Source organism: Heliomarina baculiformis (genome assembly GCF_019966545.1).
Classification (GTDB): Bacteria; Pseudomonadota; Alphaproteobacteria; order Rhodobacterales; family Rhodobacteraceae; genus Heliomarina; species Heliomarina baculiformis.
Window position 1 is genome coordinate 78,806 of sequence record NZ_JAIMIC010000012.1, and the last position, 23,319, is coordinate 102,124.

The window sequence follows — 23,319 nt, forward strand, 5'->3', positions numbered from 1 at the left end:
ATGGACGCATTAAGTTGCATATCAACCAGATCCTTAAAGGGAGCGTGAAATGTCCAAGGTCATCGACTTTCAAACCGATCCGTCCAAGTACCGCCACTGGCGGGTGGAATATGACGGCGAGGTCGCGAACCTGTTCATGGATGTCGATGAAACCGGTGGGCTTTTTGACGGCTATGAACTCAAGCTGAATTCCTACGACCTTGGTGTCGATATCGAACTGGCGGATGTCGTTCAGCGGATGCGGTTCGAACATCCTGAGGTCAAGGTTGTCGTAATGCAGTCGGGCAAAGAGAAAGTGTTCTGCGCTGGCGCGAACATCCGTATGCTGGGTGGCGCGAGCCATGCGCATAAGGTGAACTTCTGTAAGTTCACGAACGAGACGCGCAACACCTTCGAGGCAGCCGAAGAAGATTCCGGCCAGAAGTATATTGCCGCTGTGAAGGGTGCCTGTGCCGGTGGTGGCTATGAGCTTGCGCTGGCCTGCAACTATATCATGCTGACCAATGACTCGACGTCGTCGGTTGCTCTGCCCGAGGTGCCGCTGCTGGCCGTTCTGCCGGGCACCGGTGGCCTGACCCGCGTCACCGACAAGCGTAAGGTCCGCCGTGACCGCGCCGATGTGTTCTGCTCGATCGAGGAGGGCATCCGGGGTGAGCGCGCCAAGGAATGGCGTCTGGTCGATGAGGTCGTCGCGAATTCGAAGTTCGACGACACGGTGAAGGAGCGCGCAGCCGAGTTTGCATCGGCCTCGAAGAAGCCTTCGGGCCTGAAGGGGATCGAGCTGAAGCCGCTGGATCGCAAGTTTGGCGGGGATGGTTCCGTGACCTATTCGCTGGTCGAAGTCGATTTGGATCGTGATAACGGCAAGGCGACCATTCTGCTGAAAGGCCCCGACGCCGATGCGCCTGCGGACATGGATGCGATGCAGTCACAGGGGTCTGACGCCTATATCCTGCGCCTGGCCCGTGAGTTGGATGACGCAATCCTGCACCTGCGTTTGAATGAGCGTGAGCTTGGCTTGGTCGTCTTCACCACCCAGGGTGACCCGGAGCTGCTCGCAGCCCATGAAAAGTTGCTGCACGACAATGCTGATCACTGGCTGGCAAACGAGACGCTGAAATACTGGAAGCGTGTGCTTAAGCGTGTTGATATGACCTCGCGCAGCCTCGTGGCGCTGGTGGAACATGGTTCCTGCTATACCGGCGTGCTGGCCGAGCTGCTTTGGGCCGTTGACCGTTCCTACATGATGCTCGACGAGTTCGAAGGCGACAACCGTCCAACCGCCGCGATCACGCTTTCCGAAAGCAATTTCGGCACTTACCCGATGGGTAACGACCTGACCCGCCTCGAGACCCGTTTCTTGGGTGAGCCTGAACAGGTCGACGCGCTGAAAGCCAAGATCGGTGAGCCGCTGGAAGCGGACGATGCGGATGAGCTGGGTCTGGTGACCTACATCCTCGACGATATCGACTGGGAAGACGAAGTGCGGATCTTTATGGAAGAGCGCGCGAGCTTCAGCCCGGATGCAATGACCGGCATGGAAGCCAACCTGCGCTTTGCCGGGCCGGAAACGATGGAGACCCGGATCTTTGGTCGCCTGACCGCGTGGCAGAACTGGATTTTCCAGCGTCCCAACGCGGTGGGGGCCGAAGGTGCCTTGCAGCGTTATGGCACCGGCCAGCGCGGCGAATATAATATGGAACGTGTGTGACGACAGCGGGACGGGCGTGATGCCCGTCCCGCCTCTAATTGTTTGGGTGGGTAGGATCCCGCCACGCCTAGGGAGAGACAAATGCTTGATTTGATCAACGTCAGCTATGACACCCAGATCCCCAACAACGTGGGGCTGTCGAACGATAAGAAAGTGCTGAAGGCGCTGGAAAAATGGCACCCCGGCTATATCAACTGGTGGAACGACCTGATCCCGCAGAATTTTCAGGAATCGATGGTTTACCTGCGGACAGCCGTTTCGGTTGACCCTAAGGGCTGGGCCAAGTTCGACTATGTGAAGATGCCCGAATATCGCTGGGGCGTTCTGCTGGCACCGCAGGTCGAGGATCGCAAGATCCCGATGGGCGAACACCTTGGCGAACCTGCATGGCAGGAAGTGCCGGGTGAATATCGCAACATGCTCAAGCGCCTGATCGTGATCCAGGGCGACACCGAGCCGGGATCGGTCGAACAGCAGCGTTTCCTTGGCCTGACGGCGCCGTCGCTCTACGACATGCGCAACCTGTTCCAGGTCAACGTGGAAGAGGGCCGTCACCTCTGGGCGATGGTGTATCTGCTGCAGAAATATTTCGGCCGCGACGGTCGCGAAGAAGCCGATGACCTGCTGGTCCGGTCTTCGGGGTCCGAGGAGGCGCCGCGTATGCTGGGGGCCTTCAACGAGGAAACTCCGGACTGGCTGTCCTTCTTCATGTTCACTTACTTCACCGACCGTGACGGCAAAATGCAGCTGGAGTCGCTGGCGCAGTCCGGTTTCGATCCGCTTTCGCGTACCTGCCGCTTCATGCTGACAGAAGAAGCGCACCACATGTTCGTGGGCGAAACCGGCGTTGGCCGCACCATTCAGGCCACCATCGAGGCGATGAACAAGGCCGGCATCACCGACCCCTATGACATCAACAAGATCCGTGACCTGGGTGTCATAGACCTGCCGACGATCCAGAAAAAGCTGAACCTGCATTATACGCTCAGCCTTGACCTCTTTGGTCAGGAAGTGTCGACCAACGCGGCGAATGCTTTCAACTCGGGCATCAAGGGCCGCTATATGGAGAGCCGGATCGACGACGATCACCAGCTCAAGGACGCGACCTACAAGGTGAGCACCATCAAGGATGGCAAGATCATCACTGAGGATGCACCGGCGCTGACGGCGATCAACATGCGCCTGCGCGACGACTACGTCCGCGACGCGGCGGGCGGTGTGAACCGCTGGAACAAGATCATCGAAAAGGCCGGTGTCGATTTCCAGCTCAAGCTGCCGCATGAAGGTTTCCACCGTCAGATCGGTGTCTTCAGCGCAGTCGCCGTGGACCCGGATGGCAACATCATCTCCTCCGACGAGTGGAACAAGCGCAAGGACGAATGGCTGCCGACCAAGGCGGATGGCGATTTCATCCAATCGCTGATGAAGCCGGTGCATGAGCCGGGTAAATTCGCGAGCTGGATCGCGCCGCCGAAAGTTGGCATCGACAACAAGCCGGGCGATTTCGAATACGTCAAACTTCACATGGCGTGAGCCTGACGGCTCGGCCTTCACCCCGCGCCTGATAACAACGGGAGAGGGGCCGTGATGGCCCCTCTGCAAGCAGAGGCCAGAGGAAGTGCCTGAAATTTCCTCCGGTCATGAGCCAGCCTTAGCGTGAGTCGCCCGTCCCGATGGATTGGAGCCTGCATTCTTCGCTAAACTGCCTGCAACACCCTTGTGCATATCGGAGTTACAGCCATGATCATTTCGCGTTCCAAGCCCGGTTCTTCCCGCATCACCACGGTGGTACAGGCCTTTCCCGACGTTCAGGGAAACTGCGTTGGCTGCGAAAACTGTTCTGGCCGTTGCGCGGAATTGATTGATGTCCTGACCGTTCCGGATATCGTTCTTTCCAAGAAACGCGAGACACAATGAACAAGCCACTCAAGCAGCATCTGATCGACCCGGAAATCTGCATCCGTTGCTATACATGTGAGATGACCTGCCCGGTGCAGGCGATTGAACATGACGATAACAACGTGGTTGTCGACGCGTCGAAGTGCAATTTCTGCATGGATTGCATCCCCGTCTGTCCGACGGGTTCCATTGATGAATGGCGCGTGGTGAACGAGCCCTATTCGCTGGAAGAACAGTACGAATGGATGGAGCTTCCGGAACAGGAAGAGATCGAAGTCGGTCCCGAGGGCGACGCGGACACCGAAGCGCTTGATGGTGCTATGGCAGCATTGCTTGCCGAAGCGCACAAGGGCGCGGGCGGTAAGGCGAAAGCCCCGGCAACGGCGTCGAAGCCGACCGTCAACATGTACAACCTTGGCAAGCCTGCCGAGGCCAAGGTTCAGGGCAACTATCGCCTGACCGATGCAAACAGCGACAGCGATGTGCGCCATATCATCCTCGATTTTGGGGGGCAGCCCTTTCCCGTGCTTGAAGGGCAGTCCATTGGGATCATCCCGCCCGGGAACGATGACGAGGGCAAGCCGCATCTGCCGCGCCTTTATTCGGTGTCCTCGCCTCGCGACGGTGAGCGGCCCGGCTATAACAACGTTTCATTGACGGTGAAGCGTGAAGATCTGGGTCTTTGTTCGAATTACGTCTGCGATCTGAGCAAGGGGGATACGGTCAAAGTCACTGGTCCTTTTGGAGCGACCTTCCTGCTGCCGTCGGACCCAGAGGCGCATCTGATGATGATCTGCACCGGCACCGGTTCGGCGCCTTTCCGCGGGTTTACCATGCGCCGCCAGCGGGAGACGCCTTCGGTCAAGGACTCCCTGACCCTGATCTTCGGGGCGCGCCGTCAGGGCGAATTGCCCTATTTCGGGCCGCTCAAGAAAGTGCCGGACACGTTCATGAAAAAGGTCTTTGCCTTTTCGCGTGAGGCCGAGGGTGGCAAGCATTACGTGCAAGACAAGCTGCGCGAGGAATCGGAACAGGTCGCCAAGCTGCTCAGCGATCCCAAGGGCCACATTTATATCTGCGGGCTCAGGGCGATGGAGCAAGGCGTGGAAGAGGCGCTTTCCGACATCGCGCGCAAGCAGGGTCTGGTCTGGACAGAAGTCCGCGATGCGATGCGCGAAGATGGCCGCTATCACGTCGAGACCTACTGATGAAGGATGCCGAGCAGAAGAGCTTTGTGCATGAAATCCGCGTTGGTTGGGGCGATTGCGACCCGGCCAAGATCGCCTATACCGGTCGTCTGCCGGTATTTGCACTCGAAGCGATCGACGCATGGTGGGAAGACACGCTGGGCGGCGACGGGTGGTATCAGCTCGAGATGGACCGCGGTTTCGGTACACCCTTTGTACACCTCGAATGCGACTTCCGTTCTCCTGTCACGCCGCGCCATCGATTGCTTTGCGAGGTTTTCCCGACAAAGCTTGGGACAAAGTCCATATCTTTCAAGGTGATAGGCCGTCAGAACGGCGTTCTTTGCTTTGAGGGCAGCTTTACCTGTGTATTCACAAAAGCGGCGACAGTCAGCACCATTCCGGCACCCGATGATATCCGGGCTATCGTTGAGCCATTGATCCGAGGCTAAAATATTTCAGTATTGTCCGACGCTTAGAGTCGGGTAATTCCGAAACAGATTGCCAGAAATCTGCGCACGTCGTAGGTGTTGCAATATAGTACACACAGCGGCGAGACATGAGCGAAATCACCAACTTTCGGGGCGAAACCAAGCCCGGCGGGACGCAAACTCCGGTCGATGACGCGGTTGCGTCGCTCATTCGCCGTGTCGGTGAACGCGTGCGCAAGGCGCGCGAACGCAAGGGTATTCCGCGCCGTGTGTTGTCGGAGATTTCCGGCGTGTCTCCGCGTTATCTTGCCCAGCTTGAAGCGGGTGAAGGCAATATCTCGATCGGGTTGCTGCTGCGCGTTGCCATCGCGCTTGACCATCGCATCGAATGGCTGATCAGCGAGGAGGATCCGTGGACGTCTGAAGTGACGCGGGTTGCCGACCTCTACCGTCTGGCGAGCAAGTCGATCCAGCAGGAAGTGCTGGACGTGCTCAACGCGGAAAATCAAGATACCCGTCGCGCCAGTCGGCTTTGCCTGATCGGTCTGCGCGGGGCGGGGAAATCGACTCTTGGCGCGATGGTTGGCAAGGAGATGGGCGTACCTTTTGTCGAGTTGAACCGTGAGATCGAAGAGCACAGCGGGATGCCCGTGGAAGAGGTTCTCGCGCTTTATGGTCAGGAAGGCTATCGCAGCCTCGAAGCGCAGGCTATCGACCGGGTTATCGCGACCTATGACACCGTTGTGCTGGCGGTGGCGGGCGGTATCGTCGTTGAGCCTGAAACCTACAATACGCTGCTCAGCCGGTTCCACACCGTGTGGCTGCGTACTTCGCCGGACGAACACATGATGCGGGTCCGCGCGCAAGGGGACGAACGCCCGATGGCTGGAAACCCCGAAGCGATGGAACAGCTGAAATCAATCCTGACCAGCCGCGAGCCGCTTTACGCCCGCGCAGAGGCGCAGCTCAATACGTCGGGAGTCGCGGTTGAGACAGCATTGTCCCAATTGGTCGAACTTATCCGGGCGCGCGGGTTCCTTGGCTAAAGCAATGCGCCGCATGGTGATTGTGGGCAGCGGCGCCGAAGCCATCGCTGTTGCCTCCCTCGGCGCCAAAGGTGGTTTCGATGTCGTCGTCGTTGAAGAGGATAGTGCGAGCGCGGAGAGGTTTGCGGTATTTCTCAAACAGGTTGGCGGCGAGGCTGTTCAGGTTACAGCAGAGATCGGAGTCCTGAAATCGACGGAGATCGTTGTTGAAGCTACGGATCTGCCGCAGGCCGCGCGGATGGATTTTCATCGTAACCTCGAGGCGCAGGTTTCGGGCAATGCCTTGATCTGTTGTGTAGATCGCGAGGCCACTCTGGAGTCGCCTTTGGGTAACTGCGTCGGCCTTAATCTGGCGGCACCGGCTCATCTGCGCCGCCTTGCCGAGATCACGCCGGACCGGCAGGGCAACTGCGAGGAAGCTGTCGTTCTGGCCAAAGAACTCGGACGAAAAGCTATCATATGCCCTCGCGACAGCTTCCTTCTCAGCGCATCGCTGGAGCAGGCGTGGTACGCGTCGCTGGAATATCTGCAGATGCGTGGGGCCGTTCCGCATGAAATCGATGAGGCACTTGTTTCCGAAGGGTTCGCCATGGGGCCACATGAGGCGCAGGACCTTATCGGGACGGAGATTGCCTATGCGGACCGGCGTCGTCGGGGCGATGATTCACAACTGATCGCCGACCGGATGGTCGAAGAGGGCCGTCTGGGCAAGAAGGTTGGCGTCGGCTGGTACCGTTATCCCGGTGGCGGCGGTGCGGTGATCGATCCGCTTGTCGAAGATCTGATCCGGGAAGAGGCGCATTTCGCGCTTGTGGAACAGCGTAGTTTCAGTGATGCAGAAATAGTGGGATTCCTTCGGCAAGCGCTATTTGAGGCGGGACGGAAAACAGGTGCATCTTCGGAACTGATCGAAACCGTCGCGATTCACGGTCTCGGCCTGCCGCCCGGCTGGATAAACTGGTCGGATCAGAGCGGATCGCGCAACCAGCCAGGCAAAAATTCGATCTGAGACACGCCCGCCAGCCTCATGATGCGGGTCAGTTCCGCTTCGAGCTTTGCAAGCCTGCCGCCTGACAAGTTTACACCGCGTTCCGGCCAGAGAGCGGTGACTTTCAGAGTGTCCTGATCCCGGTGCGCTTTCATGTCGATCCGACCGACGATGCGATCGCCTTCAAGAAGTGGAAAGACATAGTAGCCATACTTGCGCTGCGCTTCGGGCACGAAGATTTCGATACGGTAGTCGAAGCCGAACAGGCGCTTGGCTCTGTTCCTGTCGCGCAAGGCGGGGTCGAACGGGCTTAGAACACGCAACCGACCGGTCGGGGGTTCGATGGGTGCATCCGCAATGTCCGGGCGGGCAAAAACCGCCCTCTGAGCGCCGCCATTACAAGTGATGCGAACTGGTATTAGCGCCCCGGTCTGAACCTGACCTTCGACCCAGGTCTTGGCTTCCTGTGGGGTTACTGTAGCCCAGAATGCGGCGATCTCGCCCGACGTTGCAAAGCCAAGCCGGTTGAGCGCCGCATTGCACAACCAGTCGATGCTCTCGACGGGATCGGGAGAGCCTTTGGCAACGCAGAGGTGTTCTTCGATCACCCGCTCCGTCAAGTCGTATTGTTTGCGGAACCCATCGCGTCGTGTGACGGTCAGTGCACCGCTGCGCCAAAGATACTCAAGCGCGGTCTTGGACGGGTGCCATTCCCACCAGCCCCCGCTCGATTTCTTTTCATCCTTGCCCACATCCGAAGTTCCGACCGGGCCGTGGTCGCGGATATGGCGCAGTACCGGTTCGAATTGCTGGTCGAAGTCGTGCCCTTGCCAGCGTTTCCATCGCGCGCGCAAGGCTTCGGCATCGCGTCTAAAGCGAAGGTGCCAATGACGGTAGAATGGCATCGGTATGACTGCGGCATCATGGGTCCAATGTTCGAACAATGCCCTGTCGACATCATGCAAGCGTTTGAGGTGCCTAGGCCGATAAGCTGGGCGTCGAGCGAACAGGATCAGGTCATGCGCCCGCGCTACGGTGTTGATGCTGTCAAGCTGTACGAAGCCAAGTCGCTGGATCAGCGCGTCCAAATCCGCGCCTTTGCCCGGGCCGCTCGGCGCATCCGACAGCTCGTGGCGTTGCATGAAGATCCGCCGCGCTGTCCGGTTGTCCAGTTCGAGCGGGGTTACCACCGTTTCAGCGTATCGCCGTAGGTGATTTTTGGCGTGAGCGTAACGATGTTCTCTACCGGTTGCGGCGGATCGCTCATCCGGGCCGAAATAATCTCGGCGGCCTTACGCCCGATCTCCAATCGGCAGGCATCCATCGTTGCAAGTTTACGAGGCAGACCCTGTAGCAGCTCAACTCCGTTGAAGCCGGCAAGCCCGATCTGACCGGGCACATCGACGCCCTGCTCCAACAGATAGAGAAGCCCGCCCGCGCCGATCATGTCGTTGGAATAATACAGAAAATCAAGGTCAGGCGAGCGTTCCAGCATCGCCTGTGTCATCTCGCGGCCTTTGGCGAGCGCCGAACCGCCCTGATAAAACGCGCGGTCTTCGATCTCCACGCCGTTCTTGGCGAGCACCTCGGTAAAGCCCTCGAAGCGTTTGCGAGCGCGATGATCCAGCGGCATTTTGGTGCCCATAAAGCCAATGCGGGAAAACCCGGCTTTGAGAATGGCCTGCGCCATTTCGCGTCCCGCGCGCCGGTGCGAGATACCGACCATTGCGTCGACCGGCTTGCCGTCCGTGTCCATGATTTCGACGACGGGGATGCCTGCGGCCTCGAGCATCGTCTGCGATGCCTCAGAATGTTCCAAGCCGGCAATGATAACACCCGAAGGTCGCCAGGACAGCATTTCGTAAAGAACGCGCTCTTCCTTTTCCGGCAGGTAGTCGGTGACGCCCACCACCGGTTGCAGAACTGTATCCTCAAGCACCTGGTTGATGCCGGTCAGTACCTCGGGAAAAACCATGTTTGATAGCGACGGAATGATGACTGCGACAAGGTTCACCCGATTGGAGGCCAGCGCCCCGGCGATCTTGTTGGGTACGTAGCCAAGCTGCTTGGCGGCGGCGAGCACCTTTTCCCGGGTTGCCTGGCTTACATCGCCACGATTCCGCAATACGCGGCTGACCGTCATTTCGGATACGCCCGAGGCTTCGGATACATCGCGAAGGGTCAGCGGTCGTTTGGCTTCCAGGGACAATGGCGTGACCTTCCAGAAATGCGACCCCTAAAGGCCATACAGTGAATAATAGTCAGACGTTAACTTAAAGCGAAACGATTATTCAACAACCTGTTGATACTGGGCGCAAAGGTCATGACAAAGAAGAACCGTCGCGTTAAGAGAGATACGCGGCCCCGTGGCTCAACTGGATAGAGCAGCCCCCTCCTAAGGGGCAGGTTGCAGGTTCGAATCCTGCCGGGGTCACCACTTCTCAATAGCAGCGTTTCACGCAAACTTGTGCGGGCACTTGAGGCGCAGATGATATTGATGGTGGCAGAGGCCAGTTAATGGCGAATTGCGCGTGGAACCGGAATGGGATTCATGGTGGGCGATACAAGGTTCGAACTTGTGACCCCTTCGATGTCAACGAAGTGCTCTACCACTGAGCTAATCGCCCATGAATCCCGGTTTAAGCCTTTGCTCCACATAAGTGGAGCGCGGTAATGCCCGCGCCGGTAGCGGGTCTATAAAAGGAGTCGTAGGGGTGATCAAGGGCTTTTGATACGGAATGTTTCCGGGCTATGATCCGGAGCGTCGATAGGGAGAAGAGATGCCCCAGCCTGCATTTCACTTGGTAGAACCGCTGCGGAAACTTTCCAGCGTCGTTTTCGCGTCGCCACATTCATGCAGTGACTATCCCGAAGAATTCCTGAAGCAGAGCCAACTGGACGAACACACGATTCGTTCTTCGGAAGATGCCTTCGTGCATCGGTTGTTTTCATGCGCTCCGGAGTTCGGTGCGCCCTTGCTGCTGGCTGGTGTCCCGCGGGCCTATCTCGACATGAATCGAAGCGCCGATGAACTTGATCCGGCCTTGATCGAAGGTGTCAGGCGTCAGGGGCATAATCCGAGAATCGCCAGTGGGTTGGGCGTGATCCCTCGCGTCGTGGCAAATGGCAAGGCCATTTACCGGGGCAAGATTCCCCGCGCAGAAGCAGCGACACGGATCCAAGATTATTGGAAACCGTATCATGCAGTTCTTCAGGATATTCTGAATCAAGCGCATGCAAAGTTCGGCGAAGCAATCCTGATTGACTGCCATTCTATGCCGCATGAGGCGATGGAGGGCAGTTCCCGGAATCGGGGGGGCATGCCGGAAGTCGTTCTCGGCGATCGATTCGGTGCTGCCGCCGGCAGGGACGTGGTCGACCGGATAGAGGCGTGTTTTTCCGTCGCCGGTCTTAAAGTGACGCGAAATGCGCCCTTCGCCGGTGCCTATGTAACACAGGCCTATGGCCGACCGTCGCGCCGCCAACATGCCATCCAGATTGAAATTGACCGTTCGCTCTATATGAATGAACGGACTATTGAGCCGGCTCCGCATTTCGAAGAGGTTGTCGGACTGTTACGCGGCGTCGTCGGGCAGATCGTTGAAATCGGTCGCGAATGCGTTCCACTGGCGGCAGAATAGTCGGCGAACCTCTTTTTGTTAAGCAATTCGCGCCGCCTGCGGCGGCACGATGCCTCCGGCGGGGATATTTGGGTACCCAAAGAAGCAGGGGCGTCTTCAACTTCTTTGGGTCTCAAATATCCCGGGGTTTGGGGCAGAGCCCCAATCGGAGCGGTCGCCCAGCTTTTGCGCCTCACCGAAGCGCGCGGCCTTTCAGGATGGCATCAGGTCCAAACCTTGCGCGTATTGCATCTGTCGCATGCTCCGAGTTGATGCGCTGGGCATGGTTGGGGGCGAGCAGATCTGACTGTGCCTCTGCGCCTGACACTTCGCACAAACCGGAAAGGCCGCAGCCGATCAGTCGGAATGGCCCCAACTCAGAGGCATGATCGAGGAGCGACCGAGCTTCGCCATAGATTGTGTCGGCCATGTGCGTCGGACTGCGCAGCTTATGCCTGCGTGTAATTGAACTGTGGTCGGTACGTTTCAGCTTCAAGGTAACCACGCGCCCTGAGAGGTTCCGCGCCTTTGCCCGGTCCGCGACCTGCACCGAGAGGCGCCACAGGTGCCCATCCAGCACCTCCAGATCAGCCGTGTCTTCATTGAAAGTCGTTTCTTTCGAGATGGATTTCACGGGCTCATTGGCGGAGACCCGTCGATGATCTTCGCCCCGAGCGAGATGCCACAACCTTTCGCCTGTGCTGCCGAAACGCGTGACCAACTCCTCACGATCCCAGCGCAGCAGATCCGAGAAACTTCGGATCCCGACCTTTTCGAGAGATTGCTGTGCCGATGGACCGATACCCCAGATGAGCCGCACGGGTTTGTCTCTCAGAAAATCCGCCGTCTCTTTCTTGCCGATGAGAGAGAAGCCGCGGGGCTTGTCTAGGTCAGAGGCGACTTTCGCAAGAAACTTGTTGTGGGAGAGACCAATCGAACCGGTTACACCCAACTCGTCCTTCATGCGTTTGACGAGCCGGGCCAGCATGATCGCCGGGGGCGCTCCGTGCAGACGTTGGGTGCCCGTGAGATCGAGAAAGGCTTCGTCGAGGGACAATGGTTGTACCGCGGGTGTCAGGCTTTCCATCATTTTCCGGATTTCTCGGGAGACTTCGACATAAAGCGACATTCTCGGTTTCACAATTACCGCGTCCGGGCAGAGTTTCAGCGCCTGAAACATCGGCATGGCCGATCTGACGCCTCGTATACGAGCGATGTAGCAGGCGGTCGAAACGACTCCCCGCCGACCGCCGCCAATGATTACGGGTTTGTCCGCGAGCTCCGGATTTTCGCGCTTTTCGACGCTCGCGTAGAATGCGTCACAGTCCATATGGGCGATCTTCAGATCGAACAGTTCTTCATGCGTGGTAATGCGCATGCTGCCGCAGTACGGGCAGCGCGCTGCTTTCGTCTGGGAGGGCAATTCCAGTGCCCGGGCGCATTCGCGGCAGAGAGAAGCCATGGGATCGTTTCGTTTCGCAGAGACTGGTCTACATGATATGTCTTCTTCAACACCATCGCCAGTGCGTGAAGGTGCCGATCTTTCAGCCGGGAGTATGGGCATGGAGTTTTCAGGTGCGAAAGTCGCTGTCTTTCTCGGCTCGCAATTGCTTGTCATCCGCAGGGACATGAAGCCTGAGATTCCTTTTCCGGGGTATTGGGATTTGCCGGGTGGCGGCCGGGAAAACGGGGAAACGCCGGAGGAATGCGCCCTGCGGGAGACTTACGAGGAAGTCGGTCTTAAATTGAAAGCAGAAGAACTTGTCTGGTCGGCGATTTCGCAACGTCCGGAGGGGCAGAGCTGGTTCTTTGTGGCGCATCTGCCGGTCGGTCGGACACGCGACATTCGTTTTGGAGATGAAGGTCAGGGATGGGATGTCATGCGCCCCGAAGATTATTGCAGCAATGCAATGGCGATCCCGCATTTTGCCAAGCATCTGTCAATTTATCTGGGATTGGATCGGGCCGTTGCTGGTTGATCTATGAGTTTGCCGACCCTTGACGAAAGACCCCCCGCGCTTTCGCGGGGGGAGGTGACGAACCACAGGAAGATAAGGTTCGTCGGGGGAGTGTCTCGCTGTCAGTGTCGCTCATAGGTGCATTTCCCGAAAGTAGGGATTGCCTTACCTAGGGTAAGTGAATCGAGATTGTGCCCTGGCGGGAACAAAACGGCGGAAATTCGCGGTCCAAATGCAAAAGGTTGCTTAATTGCTGACCGTTTTCATCTCGTCGAGAATGGCTTCGACAGCAGCGCGGGGCGCGGGCGCACCGTAGACCGGTCGACCGACCACCACGTGATCTGCACCGTTCGCGATGGCTTCTCCGGGAGTGGCGGTGCGTTTCTGGTCACCTTTTGCGCTGCCAGCGGGGCGAACGCCGGGCGTGACGATGAGCCGGTCATGCGCTTCGGGAAGGGCGCGGATCGCGGCGGCTTCCTGCGGGGAGGCGATAACACCGTCCGCCCCGGCGTCAAAAGCGTTTCCGGCTCGGTTCAGGACCAGATCTGCGACGTCACCTTCTTTCATGAGCCCTGCGTCCAGATCAGCGCGGTCGAGCGATGTCAGGATGGTCACGCCCAGGATCTTGAGCTTGCTGCCTGAGGCGCCTTGCTTCGCTGCGCGTATCACATGCGGGTCACCGTGGACCGTCAGGAAGTCGAGATCAAAGCGCGATAGGCCGCGTACGGCATTCTCGATGGTATTGGAGATATCGAACAGCTTCATATCCAGGAAAATGCGTTTGCCGTGTTCCTGGATCAACTCGTTCGCGAGAGCGAGACCGCCGGTGGTCAGCATACCAAGGCCGATCTTGTAAAAGCCGACGCTGTCGCCAAGCTGTTCGGTCAGGGCCAGCCCTTGAACGGCGTCTGGTACATCGAGCGCGACTATCAGCCGTTCATCGGTCATGCGGGATCTCCATCCGGGCTTTGGCGTTGATGACGGCCACATAATCGAGTTCTGGAACCGATGCCAGTGCTTCGACGTTCGCCCCTTGTCTGGTCGAAACATTTGGGACGGAGCATTTTTATGGCAGAAGCGGAAGATACCGGAAAATCATCGGGAGACAGCTCGGCGTCGAAATCGCAGAACGCGGCTGGGACGTCGGGGAATGTGGGGGCCAAAACGGCCCATTCTGTTGGTCGAACGAAATCGAAATCGATTGGCGTGTTTCCTATGATTATCGGCCTTGGCGTCGCGGTCGCTGTCGTCATCGGCCTCGTGATGAATTTCTCGGGCAGCTCGACCGAAAATGCGCAGGCGGCAGATCCAGAGGAGACCAGCGCCGCAGAACCCGTGTCTGAGGATGCAGCTTCTGTGAATGATCCTGAGGCTACGCAAGAGGCTGCGGCGGAAACCGAAGCGACCGAGGGTGAGGCCGAAACAGCTTCTTCAGAAGCATTGGATGAACCTGCGGAAACTTCCGGAGAACAAGCACCGTCTGACGCAGAGGGTGCAGCCGAAGTAGAAACGGAACAAGCCGACGCGAGCTCTGCCGACGATTCCGAAGCTGGCGATGCAAGCGCTGCATTAGCGGCAGAGGAGTCTGCGGGCGATGAGGACACACGCTCCACCACCGAAGAGCCGACTCCAGTTGCGGCGGAAGAAACCGAGTCGGAGACTGCCTCTGCTGAAAGTGATTCCGACGAGACCACCGAGAATGCGACTGTAAATGGTGAAACCAGTGAAGCGGCTGCTTCGGGAGATACGACCGAGCAGGAAGCTGCTTCGTCGTCTGATGATACTGCCGTAGCTGAGGAAGCGGAGACAGCATCCGCATCGGTAGAAAGCCCAGATAATGAAGGTAACACGGAACCGGCCGCAGCCGATGCGTCCGACGCCAATTCGGCAGATGAGACGGGTGAAGCCACCGAAACGGCTGCAAATGATGACACCGGTTCCGAAGAGGAATCGCCTGATGCAAGCGAGTCTACTGTGTCTGCGGAAACGCCCGGTAGCGACAGTACTGATAACGACGAAGCGGCTAACGGGACGATGGCGGCAACTAGCAATTCTGACGACGCCATGACCACCGAGACCGGCGAAGCTACCGAAACCGCTGCTGATGAAGAGAGCAGCACCGACGTCCAACCTGTAGAAGCCAGCGAGGGCACATCTTCCGAAGAAACGGCCAATACGGACGGTACGGATAACGATGAAGCGGCGAATGTGACGACAGCCACCGAGGAAGAGACTTCGGCATCGGATCAGAGTGCTGCTCAGGAAACATCCGGGAACGAAGAAGATATGGCGATGGAGGAAGAGGCCGCGAGCGGTGATGCGGAGCAATCTCAACCCAATACGGAGTCTCAGGATCAATCGTCGTCCATGACGGCCGCCCAGATGGAAGCGCTTGAACAGGCAGCGACCTCGGCGCTCGAAGCGTCCAAGGCGGCGGCCAGCGCGGCGCAAGAGGCGGCGAATGCGGCTGCAGCGGCTGTTGAAGCTTTGCAAAAGGCGAATGAAGCGATGCAATCCGGCGAATAACGATACTGCCGGAATGGTTTTCAGGAAAAGGCGGAATGGTTTTAACCCGTTCCGCCTTTTTTCTTTCGAAATTGCCCAAGCCCCTCCGAATCCTCGCGAAAAGTTGCCTAGGATATCTTGAACGGGCGAATGAATTGCCCATCTTTCTATCGAGGCCCATAAAAAGGCGTGCCGCATAGCGGGCGCCGACAAGGCGGGCGCTTTATAAAGGAGAGAACGATGGACTTGAACAAGTTCACGGAGCGGGCACGTGGTTTCGTGCAGGCCGCTCAAACAATCGCGATGCGCGAAGGTCACCAGGGTCTGGTGCCAGAACATCTTCTGAAAGCTTTGATGGATGATGATCAGGGGCTGGCGAGCAACCTGATTTCCCGCGCGGGCGGACAGCCTGCTCGCGTTGTCGAAGCGCTTGATCTTTCGATGGCAAAGCTGCCCAAGGTTAGCGGCGCCGCTGGTCAGGTCTATATGGACAGTGCGACGGGCCGGGTTCTGGCCGAGGCTGAAAAGCTTGCGTCAAAGGCCGGGGACAGTTTTGTAACTGTCGAGCGCGTGCTCATGGCGCTGTGCATGGTCAAATCGAAAGCCAAGGATGCGCTGGACGCAGGCAAGGTTTCCGCACAGGCGCTGAACGAAGCGATCAACGATATTCGCAAAGGGCGTACGGCGGATTCGGCAACAGCCGAAGAAGGCTATGATGCGCTGAAAAAGTATGCGCGCGATCTGACCGAAGCCGCCGAGCAAGGCAAGATCGACCCGATCATCGGACGGGACGAGGAAATTCGTCGTGCGATGCAGGTTCTGAGCCGCCGGACCAAGAATAACCCGGTGCTGATCGGTGAACCCGGTGTGGGTAAGACGGCAATTGCCGAAGGGCTCGCGCTGCGCATCATCAATGGCGATGTGCCTGAGTCCTTGCGCAACAAAAAGCTGCTCGCTCTGGACATGGGTGCGCTGATTGCCGGTGCGAAATATCGCGGTGAATTTGAGGAACGCCTCAAGTCCATTCTGACCGAGGTTACCGATGCCGCTGGCGAGATCATCCTATTCATCGACGAAATGCATACGCTGGTTGGTGCGGGCAAGGCTGACGGCGCCATGGACGCTGCGAACCTGATCAAACCTGCGCTGGCGCGGGGTGAGCTGCATTGCATCGGTGCGACGACTCTCGACGAATACCGCAAGTACGTGGAAAAGGACGCGGCTCTGGCGCGGCGTTTCCAGCCGGTGATGGTCAGCGAGCCCACGGTTGAGGATACGATCTCGATCCTGCGGGGTATCAAGGAAAAGTACGAGCTGCACCACGGGGTCCGCATTGCGGACGCGGCGCTGGTGGCGGCGGCAACTCTGTCGAACCGCTACATTACTGACCGCTTCCTGCCCGACAAGGCTATTGACCTTGTGGACGAGGCCGCAAGCCGGTTGCGGATGGAGGTTGACTCCAAGCCTGAGGAACTCGACCAGCTTGATCGCCAGATCCTGCAGTTGCAGATCGAGGAAGAGGCTCTCAAACTGGAAGAGGATGCGGCGTCCCGGGATCGCCTCGAAACCCTGCAAAAGGACTTGTCTGAATTGCAGGAGAAGAGTGCCGAGCTGACCGCCGCATGGCAGGCCGAACGCGACAAGCTGGCCGGTGCGCGTGATCTTAAAGAGCAGCTCGACAAGGCACGAGCTGAGTTGGAGATCGCCAAGCGTGAAGGCAATCTGGCCAAGGCCGGTGAGCTTTCCTATGGCGTGATCCCGCAACTCGAAAAGCAGCTTGCCGACGCGGAGCAGCGCGAAGACAGCGGGCTGATGGTCGAAGAGGCCGTGCGCCCCGAACAGATCGCGAGCGTGGTCGAGCGCTGGACCGGGATACCGATGTCCAAAATGCTCGAAGGCGAGCGTGAGAAGTTGTTGCGCATGGAAGACGACCTGCACCGTCGTGTCGTCGGGCAAAACGCGGCCGTTCGTGCGGTGGCTAACGCGGTACGTCGTGCCCGTGCCGGGCTGAACGACGAAAACCGTCCGCTGGGTTCGTTCCTGTTCCTCGGGCCGACCGGTGTCGGTAAGACCGAGTTGACCAAGGCCGTTGCCGAATTCCTGTTCGACGACGATCAGGCGATGGTGCGTATCGACATGAGTGAATTCATGGAGAAGCATTCCGTTGCTCGCCTGATCGGTGCACCTCCGGGTTATGTCGGATATGATGAGGGTGGTGTTCTGACCGAAGCCGTACGCCGGCGTCCCTATCAGGTCGTGCTGTTCGACGAGGTCGAAAAGGCGCATCCGGACGTGTTCAACGTCCTGCTGCAGGTTCTGGACGACGGGATGCTGACCGACGGTCAGGGTCACCACGTCGACTTCAAGCAGACGCTGATCGTGCTGACTTCGAACCTCGGCGCGCAGGCATTGAGCCAGCTTCCCGACGGCGCGGATGCCTCCCAGGCGCGGCGCGATGTGATGGACGCCGTACGGGCCCACTTCCGGCCGGAATTCCTGAACCGTCTGGATGAGACGATCATCTTTGACCGTCTGGCGCGCAAGGATATGGATGCGATTGTCGATATTCAGCTGCGGCGCCTCAGTAAGCGTCTGGCAAGCCGCAAGATCACGCTCGAACTCGACGATGCGGCGAAGACATGGCTTGCGGATGAAGGCTATGACCCAGTGTTCGGGGCGCGCCCGCTCAAGCGGGTGATCCAGAATGCGCTGCAGAACCCGCTGGCGGAAATGCTGTTGGCCGGGGATGTGCTTGACGGATCGGTCGTGCCGGTCAGCGCAGGCGCGGACGGGTTGCTTATTGGCGACCGGGTCGGTGCGTCGAACCGACCCAAACCGGATGACGCGGTCGTCCACTGACGGAAAGGGGGGCTTCGGCCCCCTTTTTTTTATTGGTCATTTAAAATCAAGTATTTAGAGTGCTATGGTATTCATAGAGCCTATTTTGGAAGTCGGCGGGAAGAAAGTTTGCCAATTTTGCGTGACGGGCCGGATGACAGGCTGGATATCCTAGGCGCACCCAGCGTGATACAGGATTTCATCGAAACGCTAGATACGCGGTTTGGATCGATTATTTCGGCGACCGAACGGCGGTCACTGTTTAAACTGACACTGGCGAGATGACCCTGTCCGGCGAGGGTTTCGTTTTCGAAGAAACGGATAACGGGTTCGACGTCTGCGGCGGCACCATCCTCGAGATCGACGTTGAGCGACACAGCCAGTACAGCGAAGTCTTTTCGATGGAAGAGCTCGATCTGGACTGGGCTGACATTGTTGCGGTCGTGGATGGTCCGGGAAACCTGTTGGATTACTTCAGCTCGATGCACTGGGAAGTTTACGCGGGCAAGATAAAGGACATTGGGGGCGGCTTTTTCTCCCGTGCGGGCGACTATTTCCACGTGGGTACGAAGGTCTTCCTCGGCGCCGGCCGGGACGAGTTCTTTGGCGGCGTTGCGCGTGATGTCTTGTATGGCGGGAATGGGGCCGATCTGCTCTTTGGTCAGAAGGGTAACGACAAGCTTGTCGGTCAGAAAAGAAACGACACATTAAAAGGGGGTGCGCACCGAGATTTACTCAAGGGTGGTGCAGATGATGATGGGCTTGAGGGCGGCGGCGGAAAAGACCGGCTCGTCGGCGGCAAAGGCGCAGATCGATTCATCTTTGGTCCGAAACACGGTTCGGACAAGGTCCGCGATTTCGAGCTCGAGGTCGATCTGGTCTATCTGAGCCGGAAAGAGGTAGCGTTCACGCTCGATGACACCGAGGATGGCGCTGTCATGTCGATGGCGCGACGACCGTTCTATTTTCGGGGATTACTGCGGCGGACCTTACCGAGGAACACATCCTCTACTGAACGGTTTCGGCTTCGCAAAATTTGGGTGACCCACGCCAATTTTCTTGGCGTGGATCCGTATCTTAACTCTACGATGCTTTTTGGGCGCGCCGACGTGCAATGTAGATGCCGCCAAGCGCAGTCAAAAGCATTCCGCCTGCCGCCGGAAGCGGTACCGCTGCCGGAGCCTCGGTCAACAGGACGACAGTGACGAGATTACCTGCTCTTCCTGCTTCACCATCGACGAAGAGTTCAAGCGTATCGAGTGCGCTCATGGACAGGTTGAGGCTTGCCGCACCTGTGCCGTTCGTCGGGGTGATAGGAAGTACAACGGAAGGAAGCCCATTGAACGAGTAGGTGAGCTCAATGGAGTTGCCGCCGATCAGAAACGGGTTGACCGTCGCTGTCAGTAGCAGTTCCAGATCGTCCATTGCCGTGATGGTAGCCGACGTACCGGCATAGAGGTCGAATGCTTCGGCATCAGCAAACCCCTTGGCAGTGTCACCGGCAGAGAGCGATACGGGTGTATTGAAGATTCCGCTGGTGGTGACCGCCGCCGACGATATCGTGGCGTAGAGAGAGAAGATCGCCGCTAGGGCGAGTACTATAGGCTTTCGGAACATGACTTTTCTCCTGAACTAGGAAATCCGACTCACTTGTTATTGGACTGTCGGTCCCCAAGCTCAATCTACACAAAGCAAGGATCTAATCAAAGTTAATCCAAGTGATTGTTTACGAAACGCGTCCCGTGCGGTCGAAAATGAGGCATTTTTATGACGTGATTGCGCAACCAGATACAGAATTGTTTACCGAAACGCAGTTTTCGCGTTCGCGACACCGGTCTTTTTCAGTTGCCATCGCCGATGGCAGACCGTGCAATCGAATCAAGCAGAGATTGAACTTCCTTCATCGGACCCTCGGGAAAGTTTCGAAAACCTATGGTAACGTTTTCCCCTACAGGTTGCGCGACAAAAATATCGTAGGGGCAGAAGCCGATGTTGAGCGGGTCCGCCTCCATCATCTTGCGGGAAAGCACCGCAGAGCAGAAGCTGTAGACTTCGGCGTGTTCAAAGATGATCTTCTCGGAACCGACATCTTCGCGTGTCCGCGCCAACATCTCGCCGACATGATTCTGACCGTCGATAACAAGCCCACGATCAAGAATGGCGCTTTCAAGTCCGAACACGACATCGTCGAAACTCTGGTCTGTTTCATACGACACGATTTCCTGAGCGGTTATTGCGATCGGGATCGTTCCGATCAGGGCAGCAAGCATAAGGCGTAGCACGACAGAAACCCCATAGTTCAACTTGTCGTCTTATTAACAGACAAGCGGGGAAATTGGCAGCGTTTACAAAAGCCATAAGGTTACAATCTGGTCTCTCCATCGTGAGATGAATTGGTTTGGCCTGTGAAAGGCTCTGTCCTACATATGTTTGAAAGCTGCTGAGGAGGAAGCCGTATGGCTTTTCGCTGGAAGAACGACCTGACTGCAAAAGATGTCACGCCAAAGAGCCTGTATATGAACCGTCGCCAGATCATGGCCGGATTGTCCGGGCTTGGTCTTGCGTCGATCGGTGGCAAGGCGGCGGCCGAGGAGCTTGAGCCGAACAGCTACGAAGAGATCACCAGCTATAACAATTTCTACGAATTCGGCACCGGCAAGGGCGATCCGGCAGAAAACGCGCATATGCTGACGACCTCGCCTTGGAGCGTTGAAATCGACGGGCTTGTCGATAAGCCCGGATCGTACGATTTTCAAGAAATCATGTCGAACATGACAATCGAAGAGCGGATATATCGTTTTCGCTGTGTCGAGGCTTGGTCGATGGTCATCCCTTGGCAGGGTTTCGAACTCGCCGACCTCTTGGATATGGTCGGCGTCCAGCAAGGCGCAAAATACTTGGCTTTCCAGACGGCCTTCCGTCCTGAAGAGATGCCGGGCGTCAGGTATGCGGTTTTGGACTGGCCTTACGTTGAAGGCTTGCGGCTTGACGAGGCGCGGCATCCGCTGACGATCATGGCCACTGGAATCTATGACCAGCGGATCCCGAACCAGAACGGCGCGCCCCTGCGTCTGGTCGTGCCATGGAAATATGGTTTCAAGTCGATCAAGTCGATCGTCCGGATCACCGCGACCGATCAGGAACCCCCGACAAGCTGGAACAAGGCGAACGCCGGGGAATACGGGTTCTATAGTAATGTGAACCCGAACGTCGATCACCCGCGCTGGAGCCAGGCGACCGAGCGGCGGATCGGTGGAGGTTTATTCGCCAGCCGGCAGGACACCTTGATGTTCAATGGCTATGACGAAGTTGCCAGCCTTTACGAAGGTATGGATTTGGCCAAGAATTTCTGATCCGAAGATGAACCACCTCAACACCCTGTTGCGCAAACTGCCCGTCTGGGTCGTTTACCTCGTGCTTGCACTGCCCCCGTTCTGGTATCTTTATCTCGGCCTGACCGGGGGGCTTGGGGTCGAGCCGATCAAGGCGCTCGAGCATGAACTGGGTGAACTGGCCTTGATCTTCCTGATCATAGGGTTGTCGGTCACGCCGCTTCGACGTTTCCTCGGCCTGAACCTGATGAAGTTTCGCCGCGCCATCGGCGTGATGACTTTCTATTACGTTGCCTGTCACCTGCTGGTCTGGCTGATGCTCGATGTGCAGGATCCGGCGCGGATTTGGGCGGATATCGTAAAGCGTCCATATATTACTGTGGGAATGGCCGCGTTCGTCTTGCTCCTTCCTCTGGCGGTAACGTCGAACAATCTGTCCGTCCGGAAACTGGGTGCCAAATGGCGGAAGTTGCATAAGCTCGTTTATCCTGCGGCCATCCTCGGGGCCGTGCATTTCGTGATGCTGGCCAAGGGATTCCAGATCGAACCGCTGATCTATCTAGCTATTATCATGGTTCTGCTGGCTCTTCGATTGATGCCGCGCGCGGCGGCACAGTATGTACAGCGAAAGCTTTCCTGAGACTTGAACCAATCGGATCATTTCTACGGGCATCTTCTTTCATATAGCTGAAGATATCCATGCGTTCGGGGGCCGGTGTCCTGCGGCAGAGAAAGAGTCGGGCGGTGTAAGACACATCGAAGTCGATCAGCGTGGCCGCCGTTGCCATTATCGCCACCTCTTCTGCGCCGGCTTCAACCCTCGACTTGACTGATGGAAATGTCGTTGCCGGATTTGTAGCCTATAGCATTGTCATTCCCTTCAACGGTTTTGCCGAACTGCCAGAAGGCGTAGCTTTCGCATTTGCTACCTCTGGGCAGTTCCCCCGCATCGGAACCTGAAGCACGGTTATATTCATCCGGCCAACCCTGTGCAGGCAATCGATGGGCGCTAGTCACGCCGTCCTGTTCCATGTCAGTCGATCACTATGAGAGGCTGGACGCCTGTACAGGCTTTGACGCACGTTACCTAGTAAATGCTCATTCGATGTCACGGCGTCCGGCGTGAATTCATTCGGCAGTGGCATCTCTACCGTGGAAAGCCTGTCGAACAATACGCCGGTGTCGGGGTCTTTTGTCGGTGGGCCGCTCAACTTGTGCGCCGGCCAGAGCTAAACCTTCTTCGCCGCCAAACGCGGCGCTACGGCCTCGAGCTTTATCTTTGGTTTCGAGTTCACGGGGACCGATGGTGAAGTTTTGCCTTTGCCCGCGGGCCTGTCGTTCATGCTCGGTGTGCATGGACTGTTCGGGCTGGAAGTCGCAGATCCGCTGCGTGAGACGGCACCCCTTCCTGTTTACCTGCCGCTCGCATCTCTGGTGCGAGCGGCATTCGTTTTGGGCAGGTGAATCGGATGACTCGTTGGGTGAATCGGGTGACGCTGGGTCAGATTCACGCGGATTCCCGCATCCCTTGGGGATAAGCGGGTGGATAAGTCGAAATCGAACCCGGATTCGGATTTCGAACGAACCCGGCGAGTGACACCTTACAGCTTTTCTCAAAAATTTCCGGAGTCAAGTATTTGATAACATGCAATATTATGCTTTTTTGAAAAAAAGATGATGTCTTTCTCAAAAAAGCCCTTGCGGATATCCGGGGTCATCCGTAAATACCCCTTCACCGGCGGCGCTGAGGCGCTGACGGGGCGCCAGACGGGCGGTACGGACGGAGACGGACGGGATCGCAACG

21 protein-coding genes, 2 tRNA genes and 1 pseudogene are annotated in these 23,319 nt (G+C 57.6%); 15 read left to right on the top strand and 9 right to left on the bottom strand.

Annotated features, from left to right (window positions below; genetic code table 11):
• Positions 1-49 precede the first annotated feature (49 nt).
• From boxC to MF268_RS21635, 7 genes are all read left to right on the top strand, one after another.
• On the top strand, positions 50-1,711 hold the full coding sequence (gene boxC, locus MF268_RS21605; RefSeq protein WP_238372933.1) for a 2,3-epoxybenzoyl-CoA dihydrolase: 1,662 nt from the start codon (positions 50-52) through the stop codon (positions 1,709-1,711).
• Between the two features lie 81 nt (positions 1,712-1,792).
• On the top strand, positions 1,793-3,244 hold the full coding sequence (gene boxB, locus MF268_RS21610) for a benzoyl-CoA 2,3-epoxidase subunit BoxB (protein WP_238372934.1): 1,452 nt from the start codon (positions 1,793-1,795) through the stop codon (positions 3,242-3,244).
• Between the two features lie 207 nt (positions 3,245-3,451).
• Positions 3,452-3,628 carry a hypothetical protein gene (locus MF268_RS21615; protein ID WP_238372935.1) on the top strand — a complete coding sequence of 59 codons (177 nt, stop codon included), beginning with the start codon at positions 3,452-3,454 and terminating at the stop codon, positions 3,626-3,628.
• On the top strand, positions 3,625-4,818 hold the full coding sequence (gene boxA / locus MF268_RS21620; protein WP_238372936.1) for a benzoyl-CoA 2,3-epoxidase subunit BoxA: 1,194 nt from the start codon (positions 3,625-3,627) through the stop codon (positions 4,816-4,818). The genes MF268_RS21615 and boxA overlap by 4 nt, the downstream gene beginning before the upstream one ends.
• Entirely contained in the window at positions 4,818-5,249 is a 432-nt protein-coding gene (locus tag MF268_RS21625) for an acyl-CoA thioesterase (protein ID WP_238372937.1), read from the top strand. The genes boxA and MF268_RS21625 overlap by 1 nt, the downstream gene beginning before the upstream one ends.
• A 107-nt stretch (positions 5,250-5,356) precedes the next feature.
• Positions 5,357-6,274 carry a helix-turn-helix transcriptional regulator gene (locus MF268_RS21630; RefSeq protein WP_238372938.1) on the top strand — a complete coding sequence of 306 codons (918 nt, stop codon included), beginning with the start codon at positions 5,357-5,359 and terminating at the stop codon, positions 6,272-6,274.
• Positions 6,267-7,283, top strand: coding sequence for a 3-hydroxyacyl-CoA dehydrogenase family protein (locus tag MF268_RS21635; RefSeq protein WP_238372939.1), 1,017 nt, complete (start codon positions 6,267-6,269; stop codon positions 7,281-7,283). Before MF268_RS21630 ends, MF268_RS21635 begins: the two co-directional genes overlap by 8 nt.
• On the opposite strand, the gene MF268_RS21640 is transcribed toward MF268_RS21635, so the two are convergent.
• Positions 7,241-8,404: a winged helix-turn-helix domain-containing protein gene (locus tag MF268_RS21640; RefSeq protein WP_238372940.1), complete on the bottom strand. Its 1,164-nt coding sequence runs from the start codon at positions 8,402-8,404 to the stop codon at positions 7,241-7,243. The genes MF268_RS21635 and MF268_RS21640 overlap by 43 nt on opposite strands.
• Positions 8,405-8,445: 41 nt before the next feature.
• Positions 8,446-9,471, bottom strand: coding sequence for a LacI family DNA-binding transcriptional regulator (locus MF268_RS21645; RefSeq protein WP_088631930.1), 1,026 nt, complete (start codon positions 9,469-9,471; stop codon positions 8,446-8,448).
• Between the two features lie 151 nt (positions 9,472-9,622).
• Here MF268_RS21645 and MF268_RS21650 point away from each other — a divergent pair.
• Positions 9,623-9,699, top strand: a tRNA-Arg gene (locus MF268_RS21650).
• Positions 9,700-9,814: 115 nt separating this feature from the next.
• Here MF268_RS21650 and MF268_RS21655 read toward each other — a convergent pair.
• Positions 9,815-9,889: transfer RNA gene (locus MF268_RS21655), tRNA-Val, on the bottom strand.
• A 153-nt stretch (positions 9,890-10,042) separates the two neighbouring features.
• Between MF268_RS21655 and MF268_RS21660 the strand changes: the two genes are divergently transcribed.
• A complete protein-coding gene (locus MF268_RS21660) occupies positions 10,043-10,903 on the top strand; it encodes an N-formylglutamate amidohydrolase (protein ID WP_238372941.1) in 861 nt (286 codons plus the stop codon).
• Positions 10,904-11,075: 172 nt separating this feature from the next.
• Here MF268_RS21660 and MF268_RS21665 read toward each other — a convergent pair whose 3' ends face one another.
• On the bottom strand, positions 11,076-12,344 hold the full coding sequence (locus MF268_RS21665; RefSeq protein WP_238372942.1) for a DNA polymerase IV: 1,269 nt from the start codon (positions 12,342-12,344) through the stop codon (positions 11,076-11,078).
• On the opposite strand from MF268_RS21665, the gene MF268_RS21670 reads away from it, so the two are divergent.
• Positions 12,253-12,861, top strand: coding sequence for an NUDIX hydrolase (locus MF268_RS21670; RefSeq protein ID WP_337926829.1), 609 nt, complete (start codon positions 12,253-12,255; stop codon positions 12,859-12,861). The genes MF268_RS21665 and MF268_RS21670 overlap by 92 nt on opposite strands.
• Positions 12,862-13,086: 225 nt before the next feature.
• Here MF268_RS21670 and pyrF read toward each other — a convergent pair whose 3' ends face one another.
• Positions 13,087-13,788 (bottom strand): orotidine-5'-phosphate decarboxylase, encoded by a 702-nt coding sequence (gene pyrF / locus MF268_RS21675; RefSeq protein ID WP_238372943.1) that lies wholly within the window; start codon positions 13,786-13,788, stop codon positions 13,087-13,089.
• A 120-nt stretch (positions 13,789-13,908) separates the two neighbouring features.
• Between pyrF and MF268_RS21680 the strand changes: the two genes are divergently transcribed.
• From MF268_RS21680 to MF268_RS21690, 3 genes and pseudogenes are all read left to right on the top strand, one after another.
• Entirely contained in the window at positions 13,909-15,366 is a 1,458-nt protein-coding gene (locus MF268_RS21680) for a midas domain-containing protein (protein WP_238372944.1), read from the top strand.
• Positions 15,367-15,585: 219 nt separating this feature from the next.
• Complete coding sequence (gene clpB, locus MF268_RS21685; protein WP_238372945.1) at positions 15,586-18,204, top strand: ATP-dependent chaperone ClpB; 2,619 nt, start codon at positions 15,586-15,588, stop codon at positions 18,202-18,204.
• A gap of 461 nt (positions 18,205-18,665) precedes the next feature.
• Positions 18,666-18,932, top strand: a pseudogene (locus MF268_RS21690) (calcium-binding protein); the annotation flags it as partial.
• 334 nt (positions 18,933-19,266) lie between these two features.
• On the opposite strand, the gene MF268_RS21695 reads toward MF268_RS21690, so the two are convergent.
• Both MF268_RS21695 and MF268_RS21700 read right to left on the bottom strand, forming a co-directional pair.
• Positions 19,267-19,800, bottom strand: coding sequence for a VPLPA-CTERM sorting domain-containing protein (locus MF268_RS21695; protein ID WP_238372946.1), 534 nt, complete (start codon positions 19,798-19,800; stop codon positions 19,267-19,269).
• Between the two features lie 224 nt (positions 19,801-20,024).
• Positions 20,025-20,465, bottom strand: coding sequence for a DUF302 domain-containing protein (locus MF268_RS21700; protein ID WP_420485455.1), 441 nt, complete (start codon positions 20,463-20,465; stop codon positions 20,025-20,027).
• A gap of 174 nt (positions 20,466-20,639) precedes the next feature.
• Between MF268_RS21700 and msrP the strand changes: the two genes are divergently transcribed.
• Both msrP and msrQ read left to right on the top strand, forming a co-directional pair.
• A complete protein-coding gene (gene msrP / locus MF268_RS21705; protein WP_238372947.1) occupies positions 20,640-21,536 on the top strand; it encodes a protein-methionine-sulfoxide reductase catalytic subunit MsrP in 897 nt (298 codons plus the stop codon).
• A 7-nt stretch (positions 21,537-21,543) separates the two neighbouring features.
• Positions 21,544-22,155, top strand: a complete 612-nt coding sequence (gene msrQ / locus MF268_RS21710) for a protein-methionine-sulfoxide reductase heme-binding subunit MsrQ (RefSeq protein ID WP_238372948.1) — start codon at positions 21,544-21,546, stop codon at positions 22,153-22,155.
• 173 nt (positions 22,156-22,328) lie between these two features.
• Here the strand turns inward: msrQ and MF268_RS21715 are convergent, their stop codons facing one another.
• Together MF268_RS21715 and MF268_RS21720 are read right to left on the bottom strand one after the other, a co-directional pair.
• Positions 22,329-22,547 carry a hypothetical protein gene (locus MF268_RS21715; protein WP_238372949.1) on the bottom strand — a complete coding sequence of 73 codons (219 nt, stop codon included), beginning with the start codon at positions 22,545-22,547 and terminating at the stop codon, positions 22,329-22,331.
• Between the two features lie 581 nt (positions 22,548-23,128).
• Positions 23,129-23,319, bottom strand: a 191-nt coding sequence (locus MF268_RS21720) for a hypothetical protein (RefSeq protein ID WP_238372950.1), incomplete at its 5' end; no start/stop codon positions are given.